Genomic DNA, 21,468 nt, shown 5'->3' with positions numbered 1-21,468 from the left:
CCCGGCGGGCGAGCCCCCGCACCCGACCCGAGGCTGGGGAACGGGCACCGGCGGAGCAGCGGCACCCCGGGCGATCACCGTCGAACGGTCGTCCGATACGGTCGGCGGTCGGCCCGGCCACGGGCGGACCCCAGGGGGAGAGGAATGGGCAGAGCGCCCGGCAGACCACACGGCGGCACCCGTCGGCGCCCGCACGGCGGATCGACTCACCCGGAGGCGGTCCGGTGACCGCCGTCCTGGTCGCCGCCGGGGCGTTCCTGATGACCCTGATCGGCGGCTTCGTCGCCCAGCGAACCGGTGACCGCCGCCACCTCGTGCTCGGCTTCGCCGCCGGACTCATGCTCGGCGTGGTCGCCTTCGACCTGCTGCCCGAGGCCATGCGCCAGGCACCGGACGAGGTGCACGGCGTGCCGCAGGCGCTGCTGATGTTCGCGGTCGGCTTCCTCACCATCCACGTGGTCGAACGCGCGGTCGCCATCCACCGCGGCCACGAGAGCGAGTACGCCGAGCACACCCACGGCCACCAGCACGCGCACGCCCACCACGCCGGGCGCCAGGGCGTCGGCCTGACCGCCGCGCTGGCCCTGGTCGGGCACAGCGTGATGGACGGCTTCGCGATCGGCGCCGCCTTCCAGGCCGGCACCACGGTCGGAACGGTCGTCGCCATCGCCGTCGTCGCCCACGACTTCGCCGACGGCTTCAACACGTACACGATCACCCGGCTCTACGGGAACAACCGGCGGCGGGCACTGGCGCTGCTCGCGGCGGACGCGCTGGCCCCGGTGTCCGGCGCCGCGATCACCCTGGCCTTCACCATCCCCGAGCACCTGCTCGGACTCTACCTCGGCTTCTTCTCCGGGTTCCTGCTCTACCTGGCCACCTCCGACATCCTCCCGGAGGCACACAGCCCGCACCCCTCCCGCAGCACCCTGCTCTGCACCGTCGCCGGGGTGGGGTTCATGTGGCTGGTGATCGGCCTCGCCAACTAGGCCTGGCTCGGCAGGGCCAGGGCAGCACGGGACGGGGCCTGACGCGGCGGACCGCCCGGCGCCGCCGGCCGCTCCCGCATCACCGCGCCGCGCCCGGGGGCGCCGTCCGCGGTGGTGGACCGGCTGCGAGGAAGCGGGCCTCGGCGGCGCGCAGCACGCGTAGCAGCACTTCCTGCTCGTCGGGACTGACCTCGCCGAAGTACTCCTGGGCCACCTCGTGCCGGACCTGCCCGATCCGTTCGACCGCCGCGCGGCCTGCCTCGGTCAGCAGGATCCGGACCGCCCGTCGGTCGGCCGGGTCGGGCCTGCGCTCGACCAGGCCGGCCTCCTCCAGCGCGTCGACCACGGTGGTCGCCGAGCGCGGGGCGATGTGCAGCCGCTCGGCCAGGTCGCTCAGCCGCATCGCGTGGTCCGGCAGCTCGCAGCCGGGCGCGTGGGCCAGGGCGTTCAGCGCCCGGGCCTGGCCGGGGGTGATGCCGTACGGCTCCAACTGCCGCCCGGTCTGCCGACGGATCCGCTTGATCGCCCTGGTCATCGTGTCGGCCAGCTCGGCGGCGGTGTCCGAGGCCGTGGAGTCCGAGGCGGTGGCGTCCGAGGCCGTGGAGTCCGAGCCTGCGGTGTCCGAGCCCGCGGTGTCCGAGGCGGCCGCCTCGGCAGGGGTGCCGGGCGGGCCGGGGGAGGGGTCCGCCGGGTCGGTCGGCGTGGTGGTCATCGGCGGTCTCCTCGGCAGGCGTCCGCCCCAGGGTATCGGCCGGTCCGGGGCCGGTGGCCGACAGCGGACGGCGCCCGGAGAAAAATGTTGAGCTTGGCTCAGTATCTGGGTTAGCGTAGCCCCAACTGAGGGGACCCTAAGTTCCCTCCCCGGATCCTGGAGGGCCCGTGCCCCGCTCCGAAGCCCGCGTCACCACCGACCGCCCCGCCCGCTACGCCAAGCAGCTCGCCGCCCACATGGGCCGCAAGATCGAGGCCACCTTCTCCGAGGAGACCGGCCGCGGCACCCTGGTCTTCGGCGCCGGCACCGCCACCCTGGAAGCCCGGCCCGACGCGCTGCTGCTCGCCGTCGAGGGCGAGCAGGAGAACCTGCCCGGCCTGGAGGACGTCGTCGGCCGCCACCTCGTCCGCTTCGGCGCCCGCGATGAACTCGTCGTCGAATGGCACCGCGACAACGGCGAGACCGGCCTCGTTCACCGCAACGACGACCCCGAGGCCTGACCGCCGCCCCCGCCGCCCGGCCGGGGCAGCCGCCGGGCCAGCCCCCACAGCACCAGGGCGGCCAGGCACCAGCTGGCCACCACGTCCAGCAGCCAGTGGAAGTCGCTCCACACCAGCCCCGCGCCGACGCCCACCGCCAGCAGCACCGCGCCCGCCGTCAGCAGACGCGCCGCCCACGGTCCCGCCACCCGCACCAGCAGCAGCGCCGCCACCCCGTACGAGAGCGAGGCGGTGGCGGTGTGCCCGGACGGGTACCAGCCCCACTGTTCCGGCGTCAGCGGATCACCGAGCGGGCCCGGCCGGGCGAACGCCGCCTTGGCCGGCACCACCAGCAGCGGGATCAGTCCGGCGGTCAGCGCCGCCACCGGCAGCGGCAGCCACCATCGCCCCGCCGCCCCCGTCCGGCGCCACCGCCACGCGGCCAGCACGCCGGCCGCCAGCAGCACCGGGATCGCGGGCACGCTGTCGCCCAGGTCGGACAGGATCCGGCCCAGTTGGTCCAGCGGCGCGCTGGGGTGGTCCCGGTGGGCGGTCCGGACGGCTCCGCGGACCGCGCGGTCCCATCCGAGCAGCGGGCCGTCCACCGCCACCTGCCACGACATCAGCAGCAGGACGACCACCGCCGTCAGCGGCACGGCCACCGAGCGGGCCACCCGGCCCGGAACGCCGGACAGCCGCCCCGGAGCAGGGGGGAGAGCTCCGGGGCGGCTCTGATGATCGCCGTTCCGTGCGCCCCGGGGGGTGTGGGTCGGACGGTCGGTCGATCGGTCTTCGGCGGGTGCCACCCCTCCCGGGGCGGCCTGGTCGTCCTCGCGGCACGCATGCGGACCCGCCGTCGGGGGCGACCCCGCAGGCGGCTCCGCCCATGGCTGCGGCTCGCTGTCCATCTGCGATGACACTACGTCAACAGCCTTTCCGCGCCGAGCGCCTTCAGCGATTCCCCACATCATCTTCACCCCGCCCCGGGCGGCCCTCCGGGAGCCCCGACGACCTGGCCCGACCGGGCGGCGGGCCCGTCCGACCGGCCGGTGACAACCGAACGGCCCGCGAGGACCAGAGGTCCCCACGGGCCGTTCAGCGCTGTCCGGACAACCCTCCGGAGGGGGTTCACGACCTGACGGGCGACACCGCTCAGACGGCGGCGAAAGCGCCCTCCAGGATGTCCAGGCCCTCGGCCAGGAGGTGCTCCGCGATGACCAGCGGCGGCAGGAAGCGCAGCACGTTGCCGTAGGTGCCGGCGGTCAGCACCACCAGGCCCTCGGCGTGGCAGGCCTTCGCGATGGCCGCGGTGGCCTCCGCGTTCGGCTCCTTGCCGCCCGGCTTCACCAGCTCGACGGCGATCATCGCACCGCGGCCGCGGACCTCGCCGATGATGTCGAACTTCTCCTGCATCGCCCGCAGGCGGCCCAGCATGATCTCGCCGATCCGCTGCGCCTTGCCGTTGAGGTCCTGCTCCTTCATCGTCTCGATGGCGCCCAGCGCGGCCGCACAGGCCACCGGGTTGCCGCCGTAGGTGCCGCCCAGACCGCCCGCGTGCGCGGCGTCCATGATCTCGGCGCGACCGGTCACCGCCGCCAGCGGCAGACCGCCGGCGATGCCCTTCGCGGTGGTGATCAGGTCCGGGACGATGCCCTCGTCCTCACAGGCGAACCACTGGCCGGTACGGCAGAAACCGGTCTGGATCTCGTCCGCGACGAACACGATGCCGTTCGCCTTCGCGTACTCCACGATCGCCGGCAGGAAGCCCTTGGCCGGCTCGATGAAGCCGCCCTCGCCCTGGATCGGCTCGATGATGATCGCGGCGACGTTCTCGGCGCCGATCTGCTTGTTGATGACCTCGATCGCCTGCGCGGCGGCCTCGGCGGCGCAGTTCTCCGCACCCGTCAGCCAGCGGTACGGGTAGGCCACCGGCACCCGGTAGATCTCCGGGGCGAACGGGCCGAAGCCCTGCTTGTACGGCATGTTCTTCGCCGTCAGGCCCATGGTCAGGTTCGTACGGCCGTGGTAGCCGTGGTCGAACACCACGACGGCGGTGCGCTTGGTGTAGGCGCGGGCCACCTTCACCGCGTTCTCGACCGCCTCGGCGCCCGAGTTGAACAGCGCGGTGCGCTTGTCGTGGTCACCCGGGGTCAGCTCGTTCAGCTGCTCGGCGACCGCCACGTAACCCTCGTACGGGGTCACCATGAAACAGGTGTGGGTGAAGGCGGCCAACTGCTCGCTCGCCTTCGCCACCACGGCCTCGGCACTGTTGCCGACGTTCGTCACGGCGATGCCGGAGCCGAAGTCGATCAGCGAGTTGCCGTCCACGTCCTCCAGTACGCCGCCGTTGGCACGGGACACGTACACCGGCAGGGTGGTGCCGACACCGGCCGCCACCGCACCCAGCTTGCGGGCCTGCAGCTCCTGCGACTTCGGACCGGGGATCGCGGTGACCAGGCGGCGCTCCTGCGGGAGCGGCGTTGCGGCGCTCATGGTGTTCTCCAGACTTCTCGGCTCGGTGCTTCGCAGGCTACGGCCGCCCTCCCCGGCCGGGCATGCGCCACTCGGTAGCACTGAGCCGTCCGACTTGTCCGGCACGGCCAGCGCGGGTGGTGCGACTACCAGCAGGCCCCGCTCCACTACATTGAGCGCGGGCGTGTCGCCGGTACGGCGGCATGGGTATGGCGGCACCGACGGCGATCGGGCCGGGCGGGCGAGGGAGCGGGGCCGTACATGGCGCACGACGGGGCACACCACCACACCGATCGGACCACCACCAGACCCCCGGCCCCCATGCCGCACCAACGGCCCGGCACCCGCACCGACGGGGCCCCCGCCTTCGACCTCCCCACCTGGGCAGCGGCCCCGCGCCCGGAAGCCGAACCCGGCGTCTACCGGCTGGGCTACCGCCCGATCGACCCGGAGCGGGCGGAGGCGGCCCAGGTCGCGGCCTGGCCGCTGCTCCTGCGGGCGGGACTCAACGCGGTGGTGGGGTGGTTGGTCTATGTCTACGGTGTCGAACTCGCGGAGGCCGGGACGACGATGATCGGCGTCCTCCCGTCGAAATCGGCGCTGGTGGCGACGTCGGTCGTGCTCACCCTGAACGTCCTGGTGATCGGCGTCGTCATCAAGCTCTTCGGCCGGATGGGCCGTTGGCCCGAGGTGTGGCGGCGGTACGTGTCGCCGTTGCTGTCGCGGGCGGTGACGCAGGAGCAGCCCGCGGAGGAGGGCGTGGCGGTGGCCCAGGTGGTGCGGCGGCTGGACCCGTGGGGCGGGCTGCGGCAGGGCGGGGCGGCCGAGGCGGCGGGGCGGCTGGAGCGGGAGGCGGTCGGGGACGTCGACTACGTGCGGATCCAGCGGGCGTGGGAGTCGGCGCAGGCGGATCCGGCGTTCGTGCCGGCCTTCGTCGAGCAGGTGGTGGCGCGCGGTGGGGCGGCCTTCGCGCACCCTTCGGAGTCGCGGGAGCTGGCGGACCGGGGCGAGCGGCACGATCTGCTGCTGGGCCAGGTCTGCCTCGGGACCGCCCAGGACGTGCCGAAGAACCCGCTGAGTCATCGGGCGGCCGGTTTCGCGCTGGATCCGGCGCTGCTGGGAACGTCGCTGCTGGCGGTGGGTCCGGAGGGGACGGGGAAGACGGCGCGGCTGGCGCGGCCGGTGGCGGAGGCGCTGTGTCTGCAGGCGCTGGCCGGCACCGCGTGCGTGGTGGTGGTGGGGGCGGCGGACGCGGATCTCGGCCCGGACGACTGGTACGACGTGGTGATCGCGCCCGGTGATCCGGCGTCGGTGTACGGGCTGGACCTCTACGGTGCGGCGCAGGATCCGGACGAGGCGGCCGCCCGGTTGGCCGAGGCGCTGCTGCCGGACGAGTTGACGGCGCGCGCGGAGAACGCCCGGACGGCGCTGCAGCAGGTGGTGGGCCCGTTCCACGCCGCGTACGCCCGCTATCCGGGGGTGCGGGAGCTGCGGGCGCTGCTGGCCGGTGAGCCGGACGTGCTGGCGGCCCTGGTGAAGGCGCTCGGGGTGGCGGGCAGGCTGGCCGTGTACGAGCGGGACCTGGAGCACCGGGAGCGTCAGCGCGGCCGGGCGGACGATCCCGGGGCGCTGCTGGCGGATCGGCTGGCGCTGCTGGACCGGCCGGCCTTCGAGGGCGCCTTCGCGACGGACGGCACCGGGCGGCCCCCGTTCGCGATGCGGGTGCTGGACCATCCGTTGCGGGTGCGGGTGAAGCTGCCGGAGCGCAGCCATCCGGAGGCCGCGCGGATGCTGTCCCGGTTGGTGGTGGGGCAGTTCGTGCAGGCGGCGGGGGCCCGTACGGACCGTTCGCTGTTCGCCGGCCTGGTGGTGGACGACGCCTCGGCGGCGCTGGACGCGACCGCCGTGCGCGGGGTGCAGCGGATGCGGGGGGCGAACGCGGGCGCGGTGCTGCTGCTGCGCACGCTGGTGGATCTGCCGGAGGCGCTGCGGGCGCCGTTGTTCGGCGCGGTCGGCTGCCGGATGGCGTTCCCGGGGATCGCGCCGTGGGACGGCCGGCTGTTCTCGGAGGCCTGGGGGACGCACCTGGTGCAGGAGACCGCGGTGACCCACACGCCCGACACCTCGGGCGGCGTGGTGCGGCGGGCCGGGCGGTTGGGGCGGCGGGCGTTGTCGGGGACGGCGGCGCAGACGGAGTCGGTGACGACGCGGGACGTGGAGCGCTTGCGCTGGTCGCCGTCGGATCTGGCGCACGCGCTGCCGGCGGGGCACGCGGTGGTGTCGTTGACCGCGGTGTCGGGGGAGCAGGTGCCGCCGTTGCTGGTGGATCTTCGGGGCTGACGGGGCGAGGGGCGGAAGCTCGCCGTCACGGTGGATTCGGCAGTGCCGGTTGTCCGGAGCGTCCATAATGAGGGGGAGAGACTCTCACTTGTCCCATTGCCCTCTCCTCGCCCGGCCGCAACGGCGCGGTCAGGTCGATCCCCCGAAGGTGCCATGCCCCCCACACTCGCCTCCGTTGTCCGCAACAGTTCGCTCCATCTGACGGTCCTCGCCGGCGCGGACCACCTGGAGCGGCCGGTCCGCTGGGTGCACACCAGCGAGCTGGACGACCCGACGCCGTTCCTGGAGGGTGGCGAGCTGCTGCTCACCACCGGGATCAAGCTGGGCCGTACGGCGGCCCAGTTGCAGGCGTACGTGCACCGGCTGGCCGATGCCGGGGTGGTGGGGCTGGGCCTGGGGGTGGGGCTGTCGCACACGGAGGTGCCGCAGCCGCTGGTGGACGCGGCCGCGCAGCGGGGGCTGCCACTGCTGCGGGTGCCGGAGCCGACGCCGTTCATCGCGATCAGCAAGGTGGTGTCCGCGGCGCTGGCCGCGGAGCAGTACGAGGCGGTGACGACCTCCTTCGAGGCGCAGGAGGAGCTGACCCGGGCCGCGCTGGGCAAGGACGGCACGACGGCGGTGGTGCGCCGGCTGGCGGCCCGGTTGGGCGGCTGGGCGGCGCTGTACGACGGCTCGGGGGCGCTGTCGGTGGTGGCGCCGGACTGGGCGGCGCGCCGGGCGGGGCGGCTGGCGGCGGAGGTGGACCGGCTGCGCCGGCGTCCGGCGCCGTCGAGCGCCGCGTTGCAGGGGCGGGCGCCGGGGATCGACACGGCGGACGAGGACTACGTGGTGGTCCAGTCGCTGGGGGCGGACCGGAGGGCCCGGGGCTTCCTGGCGGTGGGCACCGAGGACCGGATCACCCCGACCGAGCGGTACGTGCTGAACGCGGCGGTGGCGCTGCTGACCCTGACGCTGGAGCGCTCGCGCGAGCTGCGCCAGGCTGAGGAGCGGATGGGCGCGGCGCTGCTGCGGATGGTGCTGGCGGGCGAGGTGGCGACGGCCCGCCAGGTGGCGGTGGGGCTGTTCGGCGGTATGCCGGAGGGGACGATACGGGTCCTGGTGGCCGGGGCCGGGCCGAACGCGGAGGCCGCGGAGGCGCTCGGGGAACTGGGGGACCGGGCCGAGCAGGCGGGTGCCCGGGTGGGCGAGAAGCTGCTGGTGGCGCGGGAGGACGGCGCGCACGGGGCGCGGCTGATGGTGCTGGCGCTGGACAACGGGGCGGTGCACCGGGCCTGTCTGGGTGCGGTGGAGGAGCACGAGGGTCTGTCGCTGGGCGTGTCGGCGCCGGCCGCACTGGAGGACGCGGGGACGGCGCACGCGCAGGCCGAGCGGGCGCTGGCGGTGGCGTTGCGCGGTGGCCGGCGGTCGGTGGACCACGAGGAGGTCGGTGCGGGGTCGCTGCTGCCGCTGCTCGGCGAGGACGCGGTGACGGCGTTCGCCGAGGGGCTGCTGCGGCCGCTGCGCGAGCACGACCGGACGGCCCGCGGCGATCTGGTGGCCTCGCTGCGGGCGTGGCTGTCCCGGCACGGGCAGTGGGACGCGGCGGCGGCCGATCTCGGGGTGCACCGGCACACGCTGCGCTACCGGATGCGGCGGGTCGAGGAGCTGCTGGGGCGTTCGCTGGACGACACCGACGTGCGGATGGAGCTGTGGCTGGCGTTGCGCTCCGGCGAGGAGTAGGTCGCACCCGAGCCGCACTGGGCCGCACCGCACCGCACCGCACCGGGCCGCACCGCACCGGGCCGCACCGAGCCGCACCGGACCGGGCCCCGTCCGGGCTCAGCCCGGGAGGCCCTGGACGGGATGGAGCAGCGTCGGGGGCGAACGCTCCGAGTCGGCCAATCCGGTCGGTGCGCCGCCCCACCTACCCTCGGGTTCGGGTCCCACACCCGTGGGCCCGATGACGACGAGGAGAGGGCCGGTACCACGGTGACCACCACGTACGATTTCTGGCTGGCCGGCCGACGGGCGAGCGGCGACGCCGACTTCGAGGTGCACAACAGCTGGGACGGCCGTCTGGTCGGCAAGGTGAGCATCCCGACCGACGCCCAGGTCGAGGAGGCGCTGGACGCCGCCGTCGCCGCGCTGCCGGTGTTCGCCGCCACCCCGGCGCACGTCCGCTCGGCCGCGCTGGACCACGTGGCCAAGCGCCTGGCCGAGCGCACCGAGGAGCTCGCCCAGCTGATCACCGCGGAGAACGGCAAGCCGATCAAGTGGGCCCGTGGTGAGGTCGGCCGCGCGGTGTCGGTCTTCCGTTGGGCGGCCGAGGAGGCCCGCCGGACCAACGGCGAGACGATGCGGCTGGACACCGACCCGGGCGGCGTGGGCCGTTTCGCGGTGGTGCGCCGCTTCCCGCGCGGTGTGGTGCTGGGGATCGCCCCGTTCAACTTCCCGCTGAACCTGGTCGCCCACAAGGTCGCCCCGGCGATCGCGGTCGGTGCCCCGATCATCCTGAAGCCGGCCCCGGCGACGCCGCTGTCGGCGATGGTGCTGGGCGAGATCCTGGCCGAGACCGACCTGCCGGCCGGTTCGTGGAGCATCCTGACGGTGCCGAACGACCGGATGCCGGCGCTGGTGCAGGACGAGCGCCTGCCGGTGATCTCGTTCACCGGTTCGGACAAGGTCGGCTACCAGATCATGGACTCGGTGCCGCGCAAGCACTGCACCCTGGAGCTGGGCGGCAACGCCGCGGCCGTGGTGCTCGCCGACTGGTCCTCGGAGGCCGACCTGGACTGGGCGGCCACCCGGATCGCGATGTTCGCCAACTACCAGGGCGGCCAGTCCTGCATCTCGGTGCAGCGGGTGATCGCCGACGCGTCGGTGTACGACGCGCTGGTGGAGAAGGTCGTGGCCAAGGTCAAGGCCCAGGTCACCGGTGACCCGAACGACGACGCGACGGACGTCGGCCCGCTGGTGGACGAGAACGCCGCGAAGCGGGTGGAGTCCTGGGTGGACGACGCGGTCGCCAAGGGCGCCAAGGTGCTCGCCGGCGGGGGCCGCGAGGGTGCGACCTACGCGCCGACCGTGCTGGCCGAGCTGCCCGCGGATGCGATCCTGGCCAAGGCCGAGGTGTTCGGCCCGGTCCTGTCGCTGCACCGGGTGGACGGTGTGGACGAGGCCTTCGCGGCCGTCAACGACTCGGCGTTCGGCCTTCAGGCGGGCGTGTTCACGCACGACCTGCAGACCGCCTTCCGCGCCCACCGGGAGCTGGAGGTCGGCGGTGTGATCATCGGCGACGCGCCGTCCTACCGCGCCGACCAGATGCCGTACGGCGGCGTCAAGGACTCCGGCGTCGGCCGTGAGGGCGTCCGGTACGCGATGGACGACTACACGGTCGAGAAGGTCCTGGTCCTCAGCGGCCTCGACCTCTGAGCGAACCCGTGAGTGAGGGGCCCGGTCCGGTGACCGGGCCCTTCGCCCGTTCCGGGGCCCGGTCGGCCCAGCCGTCGTGTCCGCCCGCGTCAGCCGTTGTGTCCGCCCGCGACGGAGACGGCCTCCTCGACCGGGGTGTCGCCGGCGACCAGCTCCAGCGTCTGCCCGGCCGTGCCCGGTGCGCGCAGCAGCGCGGCGAGGACGGCGGCGACGTCGGCCCGGTCCACGGCGCCGCGCGCGACCGAGGCGGCGAGCCGGACCAGGCCGGTGCCGGGGCCGTCGGTGAGGCGGCCGGGGCGCAGCACCGTCCAGTCCAGCGCCGTGCGGGCCCGGACGGCGTCGTCGGCGGCGCCCTTGGCCCGCAGGTAGGTCTCGAAGACCTCGTCGGCGGGGTGCTGGGCGTGGGCGTCGGCGCCCATCGAGGAGACCATCAGGTAGCGCCGGACGCCCGCGAGTTCGGCGGCGTCGGCGAGCAGCACGGCGGCGTCGCGGTCGACGGTGTTCTTGCGGGCGGCGCCGCTGCCCGGTCCGGCGCCGGCGGCGAAGACCACCGCGTCGGCGCCGGCGAGCAGTTCGGCGAGTCGCGGGGCGGTGGCGGACTCCAGGTCGAGCAGCAGCGGTTCCGCGCCGGCGTCGGTGAGGTCCCGGGCCTGTTCGGGGCGGCGGATGATCCCGGCGGGCCGCTCGCCGCGCGCGGCGAGCAGCCGTTCGAGTTTCAGCGCGATCTGTCCGTGGCCCCCGGCGATGACGGTACGCATGGCTCCGACGGTAGCCCGGGGCGCGGACCGGCGTCCTGTCGGGAGGCGTGCTGCGCGTGGCCCCGGGCAGGACACAATGGGCGCATGACTTCGCTCGCCCACCCGCAGCTGCGGTTCACGCCCACTGTGCAGGACCCTTCCGGCGCCCGGGAGCTGGTGATCCTCGGTTCGACCGGGTCGATCGGCACCCAGGCCATCGACGTGGTGCTCCGCAACCCGGACCGGTTCCGGGTGGTCGCCCTGTCGGCGGCCGGCGGCCGGGTGGAGCTGCTCGCCGAGCAGGCGCTGCGGCTGGGCGTGCACACGGTGGCGGTGGCGGACCCGGCGGCCGAGCCGGCGCTGCGCGCGGCGCTGGCGGCGAAGGCGGCGGGCGCTGCGCTGCCGACGGTGCTGGCGGGGCCGGACGCGGCGACCGAGCTGGCCGCGATGGAGTGCCACTCGGTGCTGAACGGCATCACCGGGTCGATCGGGCTGCGGCCGACGCTGGCCGCGCTGAGGGCGGGCCGGGTGCTGGTGCTGGCCAACAAGGAGTCGCTGATCGTCGGCGGCCCGCTGGTGAAGGCGGTGGCGCGGCCGGGGCAGGTCGTGCCGGTGGACTCCGAGCACGCGGCGCTGTTCCAGGCGCTGGCGGGCGGTACCCGGGCCGAGGTCCGCAAGCTGGTGGTGACGGCCAGCGGCGGTCCGTTCCGCAACCGGACGCGTGAGCAGCTGGCCGGGGTGACGCCGCAGGACGCGCTGGCGCACCCGACCTGGGCGATGGGCCCGGTGGTCACGATCAACTCGGCGACCCTGGTGAACAAGGGCCTGGAGGTGATCGAGGCGCACCTGCTGTACGACGTGCCCTTCGACCGGATCGAGGTCGTGGTCCATCCGCAGTCGGTGGTGCACTCGATGGTGGAGTTCACCGACGGTTCGACGCTGGCGCAGGCCAGCCCGCCGGACATGCGGATGCCGATCGCGCTGGGTCTGGGCTGGCCGGAGCGGGTGCCGGACGCCGCCCCCGGCTGCGACTGGACCAAGGCCGCGACCTGGGAGTTCTTCCCGCTGGACGACGAGGCCTTCCCGGCGGTGGAGCTGGCCCGCGAGGTGGGCACCCTGGGCGGTACCGCGCCGGCGGTCTTCAACGCGGCCAACGAGGAGTGCGTGGAGGCGTTCCTGAAGGGGCGCCTCGCTTTCACGGGAATCGTGGACACTGTTGCCAAGGTCGTCGCCGAGCACGGCACGCCCGTGCCGGGAACTTCCCTGACGGTCGAGGACGTCCTGCACGCGGAGGACTGGGCCCGCGCCCGGGCCCGCGAGCTGGCGGCGGGCTGACGGCGGCGGGTTGACGGCGTGGGCCGTTTCCGGCCGGGTGTACCCGTACCGGGTGTCCGGCCGGGCGTGACTGCGGTAAGACAAGACGACGAGCGGAGCGGCATGACGGAGGGCCAGCGGTGGCAATGGTTTTGACGGTGGTCGGCATCCTGGTCTTCGCGGTCGGGTTGCTCGTCTCGATCGCCTGGCACGAGCTCGGCCACCTCTCGACGGCCAAGCTGTTCGGCATCCGGGTGCCGCAGTACATGGTCGGCTTCGGCCCGACCGTCTGGTCGCGGAAGAAGGGCGAGACCGAGTACGGCTTCAAGGCGATCCCGCTGGGCGGCTACATCCGGATGATCGGGATGTTCCCGCCGGGTGCGGACGGCCGGATCACCAAGCGCAGCAGTTCCCCCTGGCGCACCATGATCGAGGACGCCCGGGAGGCCTCCTACGAGGAGCTCCAGGAGGGCGACGAGCACCGGCTGTTCTACACCCGCAAGCCGTGGAAGCGCGTCATCGTCATGTTCGCCGGGCCGTTCATGAACCTGGTCCTGGCGTTCGGCCTGTTCCTGACGGTCCTGATGGGCTTCGGCGTCTCGACGGCGGTGCCGACCATCGGCTCGGTCGCCCAGTGCGTGGTCAAGGCCGGTTCGCCGACCGACGTGTGCCCCGCGGACGCGCCCAAGACCCCCGCCAACGAGGTGGGGCTGCGGCAGGGGGACAAGGTCCTCTCCTTCGGCGGGGACCGGATCCGCGACTACGACCAGCTCCAGGCGGACATCCGGAAGTCGGCCGGCCAGCAGGTCGAGATCCTGGTCGACCGGGGCGGGCAGCAACTCGTCCTCAAGCCCGTCATCGCCGTCAACGACGTGCAGAAGTACGACGGCAACGGCGTGCCGCTCAAGGGCCAGACCGTGCAGGCCGGCTTCCTCGGCTTCACCCCCAAGCAGGGGGTCGTCCAGCAGAGCTTCGGGCAGTCCCTGGACCGGATGGTCGGCATGGCCGAGAACGGGGTGAAGTCGCTGGCCGCGCTGCCGGGCAAGATCCCCGGTCTGTGGAACGCCGTCGTCGGGGACTCCCCGCGTGACCCGGACTCGCCGATCGGCATGGTCGGCGCCGCCCGGGTCAGCGGTGAACTGGTGAGCATGGACCTGCCCGCCAGCCAGCGGGTGGCGATGTTCGTCAACCTGCTGGCCGGGATCAACCTCTCGCTCTTCCTGTTCAACATGCTGCCGCTGCTCCCGCTGGACGGCGGCCACATCGCGGGCGCGGTGTGGGAATCGGTCCGCCGCCGATTCGCTCAGCTGTTCAAGCGGCCCGATCCCGGGCCCTTCGACGTCGCCAAGCTGATGCCGGTGGCGTACGTCGTGGCCAGCGTCTTCATCGGCTTCACCCTGCTGGTGATGGTCGCCGACCTGGTGAACCCGGTGAAGATCAGCTAGAGCGTTCGGGTACGGCGGGTGTGCTGGGGTCCGGCGCCGTGCCGTACCGTGGAGGCCGGGTGCGCGATCGAGGCGCGCCCGGCCTCGGCCGTCCCACTGGCCGGGCGGTCGACCACACCTCAACCCCGGGGAACCCTGCGCACATGACCGCGATCTCGCTCGGTATTCCGTCCCTGCCGCTCAAGCCGCTCGCCAAGCGCCGTGTATCCCGGCAGATCATGGTCGGCAACGTACCGGTCGGCGGTGACGCTCCCGTCTCGGTGCAGTCGATGACCACCACCGTGACCTCGGACATCAACGCCACGCTGCAGCAGATCGCTGAGCTCACCGCATCCGGGTGCCAGATCGTCCGGGTCGCCGTCCCCACCCAGGACGACGCCGACGCGCTGCCGATCATCGCCAAGAAGTCCCAGATCCCGGTGATCGCCGACATCCACTTCCAGCCGAAGTACGTCTTCGCCGCGATCGACGCCGGCTGCGCCGCGGTCCGCGTCAACCCGGGCAACATCAAGGCCTTCGACGACAAGGTCGGCGAGATCGCCAAGGCCGCCAGGGACGCCGGCGTGCCGATCCGGATCGGCGTCAACGCCGGCTCGCTCGACAAGCGCCTGTTGGAGAAGTACGGCCGCGCCACCCCCGAGGCCCTCGTCGAGTCCGCGCTCTGGGAGTGCTCGCTGTTCGAGGAGCACGACTTCCGCGACATCAAGATCTCGGTCAAGCACAACGACCCGGTCGTGATGATCAACGCCTACCGCCAGCTGGCCGCCGCCTGCGACTACCCGCTGCACCTCGGCGTCACCGAGGCCGGCCCCGCCTTCCAGGGCACCATCAAGTCCGCGGTGGCCTTCGGCGCGCTGCTCGCCGAGGGCATCGGCGACACCATCCGGGTCTCCCTCTCCGCCCCGCCGGCCGAGGAGATCAAGGTCGGCAACCAGATCCTGGAGTCGCTCGGCCTGCGCCAGCGCGGCCTGGAGATCGTCTCCTGCCCGTCCTGCGGCCGCGCCCAGGTCGACGTCTACAAGCTGGCCGAGGAGGTCACCGCCGGCCTGGAGGGCATGGAGGTGCCGCTGCGCGTCGCCGTCATGGGCTGCGTCGTGAACGGCCCGGGCGAGGCCCGCGAGGCCGACCTCGGCGTCGCCTCCGGCAACGGCAAGGGCCAGATCTTCGTCAAGGGCGAGGTCATCAAGACCGTCCCCGAGTCGAAGATCGTCGAGACCCTGATCGAGGAGGCGCTCAAGCTCGCCGAGCAGATGCAGGAGGCGGGCGTCGAGGCCGGTACGCCGACCGTCGTCGCGGCCGACTGACCACGCAGGGTCCGCGCGGTGCGCCGCGCGCAGTCTTCCGGAAGCGGGGCCGTCCGTTCGCGGACGGCCCCGCGGCCGTAGCCGGGTGGGGCCACGGAGTAGGGTGCGGCCAGATTCGTCTCAGTGAGGTGCTGTCTCGATGCTCGATCGAGGTGTGATGCTCCCCGGCTCGTTCCAGGCCGCCCGCGCCCTGGCCACCACCCGCGTGTTGGAGCCCCCCGACCTCGCGGACGCCTTGGAGATCCTCCACCGCGACCCGGTCGCCAACTCCTTCGTCGCCACCCGGGTCGAGGCCGTCGGTCTGGACCCCTGGCGGCTCGGCGGCGAGATGTGGGGCTGGTACGACGGGGACGGCGCCCTCGCCGCGCTCTGCTACGCCGGGGCCAACCTCGTCCTGGTCGACGCCGGGCCGGAGGCCGTCGCCGCCTTCGCCGAGCGGGCCCGCCGGCAGGGCCGCCGCTGCTCCTCGATCGTTGGCCCGGCCGGGGCCACCGCCGCCTTCTGGGCGCTGCTGGAACGCAGTTGGGGCCCGGCCCGCGAAGTCCGCGCCCACCAGCCGCTGTTGGCCACCGCCGTGCCCTCCGCCGAGATCGCGCCGGACCCGCTGGTGCGGCGGGTGCGGCGGGAGGAGATCGACGCGCTGATGCCCGCCTGCGTGGCGATGTTCACCGAGGAGGTCGGGGTCTCCCCGCTGGCCGGTGACGGCGGCCTGCTCTACCAGGCTCGGGTCGCCGAACTCGTCTCCGCCGGGCGGTCGTTCGCGCGTTTCACCGAGGACGGCGAGGTCGTCTTCAAGGCCGAGATCGGCGCCGTCACCGAGGGCGCCTGTCAGGTCCAGGGCGTCTGGGTCGCCCCCGGGTACCGGGGCCGGGGCCTCTCCGAGACCGGCATGGCCGCCGTCCTCGACCTCGCGCTGCGCGAGATCGCCCCGGTGGTCTCGCTCTACGTCAACGACTTCAACCTGCGGGCCCGGGCCGCCTACCGGCGGGTCGGCTTCCGTGAGGTCGGCGCGTTCATGAGCGTGCTGTTCTGAGTCCGCACCCCGGGAGTTCGGTTCCGATCTTCGCCCGCGCCGGCGGCCCACGGGTAGTAACGTCCGAGGCATGGATCAGCTGACCGGGGTGACGATCGAGGCCATCGACCTTGCGGCCTGGGCGCCGCAGGCGCTGGAGGTCCAGGCGGTGGCGTTCGGCCTGACGGCCGAGGAGGTCGCCGTCCGGCTGCACATCGTCGGCCGGCACGCCCACCAGCCCGGGGTGATCGCGCTCGGCGCGATGAGCGGCGGCCGGCTGGTCGGCTTCGGCTACGGGATGCCCAACCAGCGCGACCACTGGTGGAGCACGGTGATCGAGCCCTACCTGGACGCACGCGGCCACGACGCCTGGCTGGACGACGTGTTCGCCGTCACCGAGCTGCACGTGCTGCCCGAGTACCAGGGCCAGGGCGTCGGCTCCCGGCTGATCCGCACCCTCTGCGAGCGCTCCGGGCTGGAGCGCAGCATCCTCTCCGCGATCGACGCGGAGACCCCCGCCCGGCGGCTCTACCGGGCGCTCGGCTACCAGGACCTCGCCCGTGCGGTGCGCTTTCCCGCCACGGACCGGCTGTACGCGGTGATGGGGGCCCGGCTTCCGCTGCGCGGGCCGGGCGAGGCGTAGGGCTCGCCCTACAGCGCCCCGGCGAACTCCAGGTAGAGCTCGGCGTCCTCCCGGCGGCCGGCCGCCAGGGCCCGCAGGGCGAGGTCGACGGCCCGGAACAGCGTCCAGCCGCGCAGCCGTTCCCGGTCCACCTCCAGCGCGTCCGCGAGCTGGTGCAGCCGGCGGCGGACGGCCGCGGCCACGCCGGGGGAGCCGACCAGGGTGTCCGCCCGGTCCAGCGCCAGCCGGGCCAGGTCGAAGGCGCGCTCGCCGGCCAGCGGGCGCGGGTCGATCGCCAGCCAGGGCGCCCGGTCGGCGGCGAGCACGTTGCCGTGGTGGAAGTCCCCGTGGAGCAGGAAGGTCTCGGCGGCGGAGCCGGCCAGGCCGTCGGCGGTGTCCAGCGCCTCGGCGATCAGCGGCTCGGCCTCGGCGGCGCCGGGCAGGGCGCGGTGCCCGCGCAGCCGTTCCGCGGTGTCGGCGGTCCGGGCCGCGAGGGTCGGGAACGGGTGGTCCTCGGGCAGGGTGCTCCAGAGCCGGTGCAGCAGGCTGGTCGCCTCCAGCATCGCCTTCGCCTCGGCGAGCGAGCGCAGCGGGATGTCCCCGTGCAGCCGCTCCAGCAGTTGGACGCCCTCGGCGGGGTCGGCGTCCAGCAGCAGGACGGCCCCGCGCCCGGCCCAGTGGGCGAGCGCCGCGTGCTCCAGCGCGGTCTCGGGGGTCCGCAGGCCGGTCTTGAGGACGGCGGGGGAGAGGTCGTCGCGGTGGACGTAGGCGACCAGGCTCAGGCTGCCGCCGGGATCGAGCACCCGCTCCAGGGTGAGGTCCCAGCGCGCCAGGTGGGCGGCCACCCGCGCGGGCAGTCCGGCCAGCCACTGCCGGCCCGGTTCGCCCTCGCTCGCCGCGACGCCGCGCGCCAGCCAGGCGGGGACGGTGATCTGCGGTGCTGCTCCCGACATGCCGGCCTTCCGGTTGACGCTCCCCCGTTGGTGTTACCCGTCCATTGTCGGCCATGAACGGGAAACCGCAGGTCAGCGCTGCGGGCCCTAGGGAGTGGCGGCCGTGGGGGTGGGGAGGGGCTCGGGAATGCCGGGGAAGGCGGGGTCGGCCGCGCCCCAGCGGTGGGCGCGCAGGGCGCTGTCGCGCAGGGCGTCGGCGGCGGTGCCCCGTTGGGGGCCGGGGACGGCGGCGACCAGGTCGGCGTAGACGGTGGTGAGCCGGGTTTCGAGGTGGGCGGCGAGCTTGGTGGCGCCGGCCGCGTCGGTGACGGCGAACGGGAGCTGGTAGCCGCCGGCGGCGGCGGCCGGGGTGGCGCCGAGGGAGCCGATCAGCCGCTGCCAGGCGTCCCGCCGGGCCTCGTGGGCGGCGTAGGCGGTGCGGGCGTCGGTGCGCTGCTGGTCCTCGGGGAGCCGGGCGCCGACCACGCCGTAGCCGTAGACGGCAGCGTGTTCGGCGCCGAGGGCGCCCTGGAGGGCGGTCACCGCCGCGGCGGCGGCGGGGTCGGCCGACGGCCCGGCGGAGGGGGAAGCGGTGGGCTGGTCGCTCGGGGGCGCGGTCGGCGCCTCGGTGGGGGTGGTGGCGGCAGGGGGCGGGGCGACCGGCGGGGCGGTGTCGCCGAGGGCGACGGCGTGCAGCACGTCGGAGGCGGCGACCGAGGCGAGCAGCCGGGCCAGCGGCGGCCGGGCTGCGGCCAGGTCGGCGAGGCGGGCCTGGGCGGTCTGCCGTTCGAGTGCGGCGAGCGCGGCGGGGGTGCCGACCGGCGCCCCGCTCGCCGTCCCGCTCGCCGTCCCGCTCGCCGTCCCGCTCGCCGTCCCGCTCGGCGGTGCGCTCGGTGTCCCGCCCGGGCCGGCCGAGGACGTGGCCGGGGACGCCGGGGGGATGGAGGCGGCCGGCAGCCCGTAGGCGAGGGCGGCGCGGTGCTGGGCCACCTCGGCCCGGAGCGGCTGCAGCACGGCGGCCTGGGCGCCGCCCGGGCCGGCGAGCAGCGCGTCGTAGCCGGCCAGCAGCGTGTCGGTGGCGGCGATCGAGCGCAGGATGACCGGTTCGTCCGGGTTCGGCAGCGGGCCGCGGTTGCCGGGCGTGGTGTCGTTGCCGCCGTGGGAGCCGGTGCAGGCGGTGAGGGCGGTGAGGGCGAGCAGCCCGAGAGCCAGGAACGTCCGTCGGCTGGGCGGCTGCATGGGTGTCACTCCGGGGCGTGTGCGGGAGGGCGGCCTCCCCGCCTGCCCTTCGTAGGCGTGAATGATTACAGAATCCCCACGATTCCGGGCGGGGATTCGGATCCAGGGGCGCCCCGGGAGCGGGTGTGAGCTTGCTCGCAGTGGGTGGCGTGCGCCCGGTCGGGGGTGGTCCGGAATCGGTGGTTCGCGGCTTCACCGGCTAGGCTTTGGGCCGAGCTGCCGTGACCCGGTGTGCGCCGGACCGGCGCCGGAGGGTGCGGAGCGACCTTCTGACAACAGCAGACGCGGCCGAGGAGTCCACCCGGATGAGCACCACCCACACCGACCGGCTGCGCGCGTTGCTGGAGCCGCTGGCCGTGCAGGCCGGTCTGGACCTGGAGGACGTCAAGGTCACCAAGGCCGGCAGCCGCCGCCAGGTGCAGATCGACGTCGACACCGACGGCGGCGTGGACATGGACGCCATCGCCGAGTTCAGCCGGGTGGTCGGTGAGGCTCTGGACGAGTCGGACCTGATGGGCGACGAGCCCTACCTGCTGGAGGTCGGTTCGCCGGGCGCTGAGCGTTCGCTGGACCTGCCCCGGCACTGGCGTCGCGCGGAGGGCCGACTGGCCAAGATCCACCTGGTCGACGGCGGGGAGATCGTCGCCCGGGTGCTGGAGGCGGACGAGGACGGCGCGCTGGTCGAGGTGCAGCCGGTGAAGGGCCGCGGCCGTCCGAAGGAGCGCCGGCTGGCGTACGCCGAGGTGGATCGGGCGCGCGTGCAGGTCGAGTTCAACCGCAAGGACGACAAGCTCCTCGACGAGGCCGCGGACTACGCGGACGACGACGCCTCCGAGGAGGGGGACGACGGTGCGCTGTGACCTGCGCACCGCCCGGACCATGACGAACGTGACGAAGAAAGACGAGGAGGCGTAGCCGTGGACATCGACATGAGTGCCCTGCGCACGCTGGTCAACGAGAAGAACATCCCCTTCGACCTGCTGGTCGAGTCCATCGAGTCCGCCCTCCTCACCGCGTACCACCGCACCGAGGGCTCGCGCCGCCGCGCCCGGGTGCACCTGGACCGCAAGTCCGGCCACGTCACCGTGTGGGCGACGGAGGACCCGGCCGAGCTGGACGAGGGCGTCGAGCCCAAGGAGTTCGACGACACCCCGAACGGCTTCGGCCGGATCGCGTCCAGCATCGGCATCCAGGTGATGATGCAGCGCCTGCGCGACGCCGCCGACGACCAGACCTTCGGCGAGTACGCGGGCAAGGAGGGCGACATCGTCACCGGTGTCGTCCAGCAGGGCAACGACCCGAAGAACGTGCTGGTCGACATCGGCAAGCTGGAGGCCATCCTGCCGCCGCAGGAGCAGGTCCCGGGCGAGGACTACCGGCACGGCACCCGGCTGAAGTGCTACGTCGTGGCGGTGCGCCGCGGTGTGCGCGGGGCCTCGGTGACGCTGTCGCGGACGCACCCGAGCCTGGTGAAGAAGCTGTTCGCGCTGGAGGTCCCGGAGATCGCGGACGGCAGCGTGGAGATCGCCGCGATCGCCCGTGAGGCCGGCCACCGCACCAAGATCGCGGTCTGGTCGCGCCGGGCCGGGCTGAACGCCAAGGGCGCCTGCATCGGCCCGATGGGCAGCCGGGTGCGCGCGGTGATGGGCGAACTGCACGGCGAGAAGATCGACATCGTCGACTGGTCGGAGGACCCCCGGGAGATGGTCGCCGCGGCGCTGTCCCCCGCACGGGTGACCAGCGTGGAGATCGTCGACCTGGCCCAGCGTTCCGCCCGGGTGATCGTGCCGGACTACCAGCTGTCGCTGGCGATCGGCAAGGAGGGGCAGAACGCCCGCCTCGCCGCCCGCCTCACCGGCTGGCGGATCGACATCCGGCCGGACACCGAGGGCCAGCCCGAGGACGGCGGTCGGGACACCGACCGCTGAGCGCGGCGCTGACCGGCCGTTCGCCCCGTCAAAGCCCCCCGCCGTTCCGCCCGGGATCGGCGGGGCGGCGCCATGTCCCTTCGGAGGGGTAGACTTGCCTTCGTCTGGCCGGACGCACGTCCGAGCACGCCCGGAACGCACCTGCGTGGGCTGCCGCAAGCGAGCGGCCAAGCACCAGCTGTTGCGTGTCACGGCGGTCGAGGGCGTCTGCGTCCCCGACCCCCGTGGCGCACTGCCGGGCCGGGGCGCTCACCTGCACCCCGATCCGGCCTGCCTCGACCTCGCGGTCCGCCGTCGGGCGTTTCCCCGGGCCTTCCGCCTCCAGGGGACGCTCGACACGGAGCGGCTCCGCGAGTTCATCGGGGAGCGGACCGTCGACACCCCGGCGCCCTGAGTCCCTCAGGCCGCCCGGTGGGGCGACGCCCGCAACGGCCGCCGCTCAGTGCGGCGGGAGAACCACCGCAACAAGCACGGTTCGCGGGCAGCCGCGTGCCGTGCCACCAGTCAGGTACCTCGCGATGTGGAAGTAGGT

The 21,468-nt window shown here is 74.0% G+C and carries 19 protein-coding genes; 13 read left to right on the top strand and 6 right to left on the bottom strand.

Features of this window, described 5'->3' with window-relative positions; all coding sequences use genetic code 11:
- The first annotated feature begins 260 nt into the window (after nt 1–260).
- Entirely contained in the window at nt 261–989 is a 729-nt protein-coding gene (locus AB0O19_RS33505) for a ZIP family metal transporter (RefSeq protein WP_363586539.1), read from the top strand.
- 79 nt (nt 990–1,068) lie between these two features.
- Here AB0O19_RS33505 and AB0O19_RS33500 read toward each other — a convergent pair whose 3' ends face one another.
- Complete coding sequence (locus AB0O19_RS33500) at nt 1,069–1,701, bottom strand: MarR family transcriptional regulator (RefSeq protein ID WP_363624969.1); 633 nt, start codon at nt 1,699–1,701, stop codon at nt 1,069–1,071.
- A 167-nt stretch (nt 1,702–1,868) separates the two neighbouring features.
- Between AB0O19_RS33500 and AB0O19_RS33495 the strand changes: the two genes are divergently transcribed.
- On the top strand, nt 1,869–2,201 hold the full coding sequence (locus AB0O19_RS33495; RefSeq protein WP_363624967.1) for a DUF2218 domain-containing protein: 333 nt from the start codon (nt 1,869–1,871) through the stop codon (nt 2,199–2,201).
- On the opposite strand, the gene AB0O19_RS33490 is transcribed toward AB0O19_RS33495, so the two are convergent.
- Together AB0O19_RS33490 and gabT are read right to left on the bottom strand one after the other, a co-directional pair.
- Entirely contained in the window at nt 2,174–2,842 is a 669-nt protein-coding gene (locus AB0O19_RS33490) for a phosphatase PAP2 family protein (protein ID WP_363624965.1), read from the bottom strand. The genes AB0O19_RS33495 and AB0O19_RS33490 overlap by 28 nt on opposite strands.
- A 490-nt stretch (nt 2,843–3,332) precedes the next feature.
- The gene (gabT, locus tag AB0O19_RS33485; protein WP_363586509.1) at nt 3,333–4,673 is read right to left on the bottom strand and encodes a 4-aminobutyrate--2-oxoglutarate transaminase; all 1,341 of its coding nucleotides are present in this window, start codon (nt 4,671–4,673) and stop codon (nt 3,333–3,335) included.
- 240 nt (nt 4,674–4,913) lie between these two features.
- Between gabT and AB0O19_RS33480 the strand changes: the two genes are divergently transcribed.
- The 3 genes from AB0O19_RS33480 (at nt 4,914) to AB0O19_RS33470 (ending at nt 10,403) form a co-directional block, all read left to right on the top strand.
- Complete coding sequence (locus AB0O19_RS33480; RefSeq protein WP_363624963.1) at nt 4,914–6,992, top strand: ATP-binding protein; 2,079 nt, start codon at nt 4,914–4,916, stop codon at nt 6,990–6,992.
- A gap of 153 nt (nt 6,993–7,145) precedes the next feature.
- Nucleotides 7,146–8,711 carry a PucR family transcriptional regulator gene (locus AB0O19_RS33475; RefSeq protein ID WP_363586511.1) on the top strand — a complete coding sequence of 522 codons (1,566 nt, stop codon included), beginning with the start codon at nt 7,146–7,148 and terminating at the stop codon, nt 8,709–8,711.
- 249 nt (nt 8,712–8,960) lie between these two features.
- Nucleotides 8,961–10,403, top strand: a complete 1,443-nt coding sequence (locus AB0O19_RS33470) for an aldehyde dehydrogenase family protein (RefSeq protein ID WP_363624961.1) — start codon at nt 8,961–8,963, stop codon at nt 10,401–10,403.
- A gap of 89 nt (nt 10,404–10,492) precedes the next feature.
- Here the strand turns inward: AB0O19_RS33470 and AB0O19_RS33465 are convergent, their stop codons facing one another.
- The gene (locus tag AB0O19_RS33465) at nt 10,493–11,161 is read right to left on the bottom strand and encodes an NAD(P)-binding oxidoreductase (protein WP_363586512.1); all 669 of its coding nucleotides are present in this window, start codon (nt 11,159–11,161) and stop codon (nt 10,493–10,495) included.
- A gap of 84 nt (nt 11,162–11,245) precedes the next feature.
- Here AB0O19_RS33465 and dxr point away from each other — a divergent pair, with 84 nt between their 5' ends.
- The 5 genes from dxr (at nt 11,246) to AB0O19_RS33440 (ending at nt 16,858) form a co-directional block, all read left to right on the top strand.
- The gene (gene dxr, locus AB0O19_RS33460) at nt 11,246–12,475 is read left to right on the top strand and encodes a 1-deoxy-D-xylulose-5-phosphate reductoisomerase (protein WP_363624959.1); all 1,230 of its coding nucleotides are present in this window, start codon (nt 11,246–11,248) and stop codon (nt 12,473–12,475) included.
- Between the two features lie 119 nt (nt 12,476–12,594).
- Complete coding sequence (locus AB0O19_RS33455; RefSeq protein WP_363586513.1) at nt 12,595–13,899, top strand: site-2 protease family protein; 1,305 nt, start codon at nt 12,595–12,597, stop codon at nt 13,897–13,899.
- A 143-nt stretch (nt 13,900–14,042) separates the two neighbouring features.
- A complete protein-coding gene (gene ispG / locus AB0O19_RS33450) occupies nt 14,043–15,203 on the top strand; it encodes a flavodoxin-dependent (E)-4-hydroxy-3-methylbut-2-enyl-diphosphate synthase (RefSeq protein ID WP_363586514.1) in 1,161 nt (386 codons plus the stop codon).
- Between the two features lie 157 nt (nt 15,204–15,360).
- Nucleotides 15,361–16,236, top strand: coding sequence for a GNAT family N-acetyltransferase (locus AB0O19_RS33445; protein ID WP_350885688.1), 876 nt, complete (start codon nt 15,361–15,363; stop codon nt 16,234–16,236).
- A 70-nt stretch (nt 16,237–16,306) separates the two neighbouring features.
- Entirely contained in the window at nt 16,307–16,858 is a 552-nt protein-coding gene (locus tag AB0O19_RS33440; RefSeq protein WP_063347629.1) for a GNAT family N-acetyltransferase, read from the top strand.
- An 8-nt stretch (nt 16,859–16,866) separates the two neighbouring features.
- Here the strand turns inward: AB0O19_RS33440 and AB0O19_RS33435 are convergent, their stop codons facing one another.
- Entirely contained in the window at nt 16,867–17,790 is a 924-nt protein-coding gene (locus AB0O19_RS33435) for an aminoglycoside phosphotransferase family protein (RefSeq protein WP_363624957.1), read from the bottom strand.
- Between the two features lie 87 nt (nt 17,791–17,877).
- Nucleotides 17,878–19,008, bottom strand: coding sequence for a ferritin-like domain-containing protein (locus AB0O19_RS33430; protein ID WP_363624955.1), 1,131 nt, complete (start codon nt 19,006–19,008; stop codon nt 17,878–17,880).
- Between the two features lie 305 nt (nt 19,009–19,313).
- Here AB0O19_RS33430 and rimP point away from each other — a divergent pair, with 305 nt between their 5' ends.
- From rimP to AB0O19_RS33415, 3 genes are all read left to right on the top strand, one after another.
- Entirely contained in the window at nt 19,314–19,868 is a 555-nt protein-coding gene (gene rimP, locus AB0O19_RS33425) for a ribosome maturation factor RimP (RefSeq protein WP_350885651.1), read from the top strand.
- A 57-nt stretch (nt 19,869–19,925) separates the two neighbouring features.
- Complete coding sequence (gene nusA / locus AB0O19_RS33420) at nt 19,926–20,936, top strand: transcription termination factor NusA (RefSeq protein ID WP_063347626.1); 1,011 nt, start codon at nt 19,926–19,928, stop codon at nt 20,934–20,936.
- Between the two features lie 145 nt (nt 20,937–21,081).
- Nucleotides 21,082–21,330, top strand: a complete 249-nt coding sequence (locus AB0O19_RS33415) for a YlxR family protein (RefSeq protein ID WP_063347625.1) — start codon at nt 21,082–21,084, stop codon at nt 21,328–21,330.
- Nucleotides 21,331–21,468: the final 138 nt, after the last annotated feature.

The organism is Kitasatospora sp. NPDC091276 (genome assembly GCF_040684355.1).
Classification (GTDB): Bacteria; Actinomycetota; Actinomycetes; order Streptomycetales; family Streptomycetaceae; genus Kitasatospora.
Note: the sequence above shows the minus strand (reverse complement) of the source record. Positions and strands in the feature narration are given on the sequence as shown.

Coding starts and splice junctions, on each gene's coding strand:
- AB0O19_RS33475 (WP_363586511.1), top strand. CDS start 7,146: ATGCCCCCCACACTCGCCTCCGTTGTCCGCAACAGTTCGCTCCATCTG.
- dxr (WP_363624959.1), top strand. CDS start 11,246: ATGACTTCGCTCGCCCACCCGCAGCTGCGGTTCACGCCCACTGTGCAG.
- ispG (WP_363586514.1), top strand. CDS start 14,043: ATGACCGCGATCTCGCTCGGTATTCCGTCCCTGCCGCTCAAGCCGCTC.
- AB0O19_RS33500 (WP_363624969.1), bottom strand. CDS start 1,701: ATGACCACCACGCCGACCGACCCGGCGGACCCCTCCCCCGGCCCGCCC.
- gabT (WP_363586509.1), bottom strand. CDS start 4,673: ATGAGCGCCGCAACGCCGCTCCCGCAGGAGCGCCGCCTGGTCACCGCG.
- rimP (WP_350885651.1), top strand. CDS start 19,314: ATGAGCACCACCCACACCGACCGGCTGCGCGCGTTGCTGGAGCCGCTG.
- AB0O19_RS33440 (WP_063347629.1), top strand. CDS start 16,307: ATGGATCAGCTGACCGGGGTGACGATCGAGGCCATCGACCTTGCGGCC.
- AB0O19_RS33480 (WP_363624963.1), top strand. CDS start 4,914: ATGGCGCACGACGGGGCACACCACCACACCGATCGGACCACCACCAGA.
- AB0O19_RS33445 (WP_350885688.1), top strand. CDS start 15,361: ATGCTCCCCGGCTCGTTCCAGGCCGCCCGCGCCCTGGCCACCACCCGC.
- AB0O19_RS33435 (WP_363624957.1), bottom strand. CDS start 17,790: ATGTCGGGAGCAGCACCGCAGATCACCGTCCCCGCCTGGCTGGCGCGC.
- AB0O19_RS33505 (WP_363586539.1), top strand. CDS start 261: ATGACCCTGATCGGCGGCTTCGTCGCCCAGCGAACCGGTGACCGCCGC.
- AB0O19_RS33430 (WP_363624955.1), bottom strand. CDS start 19,008: ATGCAGCCGCCCAGCCGACGGACGTTCCTGGCTCTCGGGCTGCTCGCC.
- AB0O19_RS33465 (WP_363586512.1), bottom strand. CDS start 11,161: ATGCGTACCGTCATCGCCGGGGGCCACGGACAGATCGCGCTGAAACTC.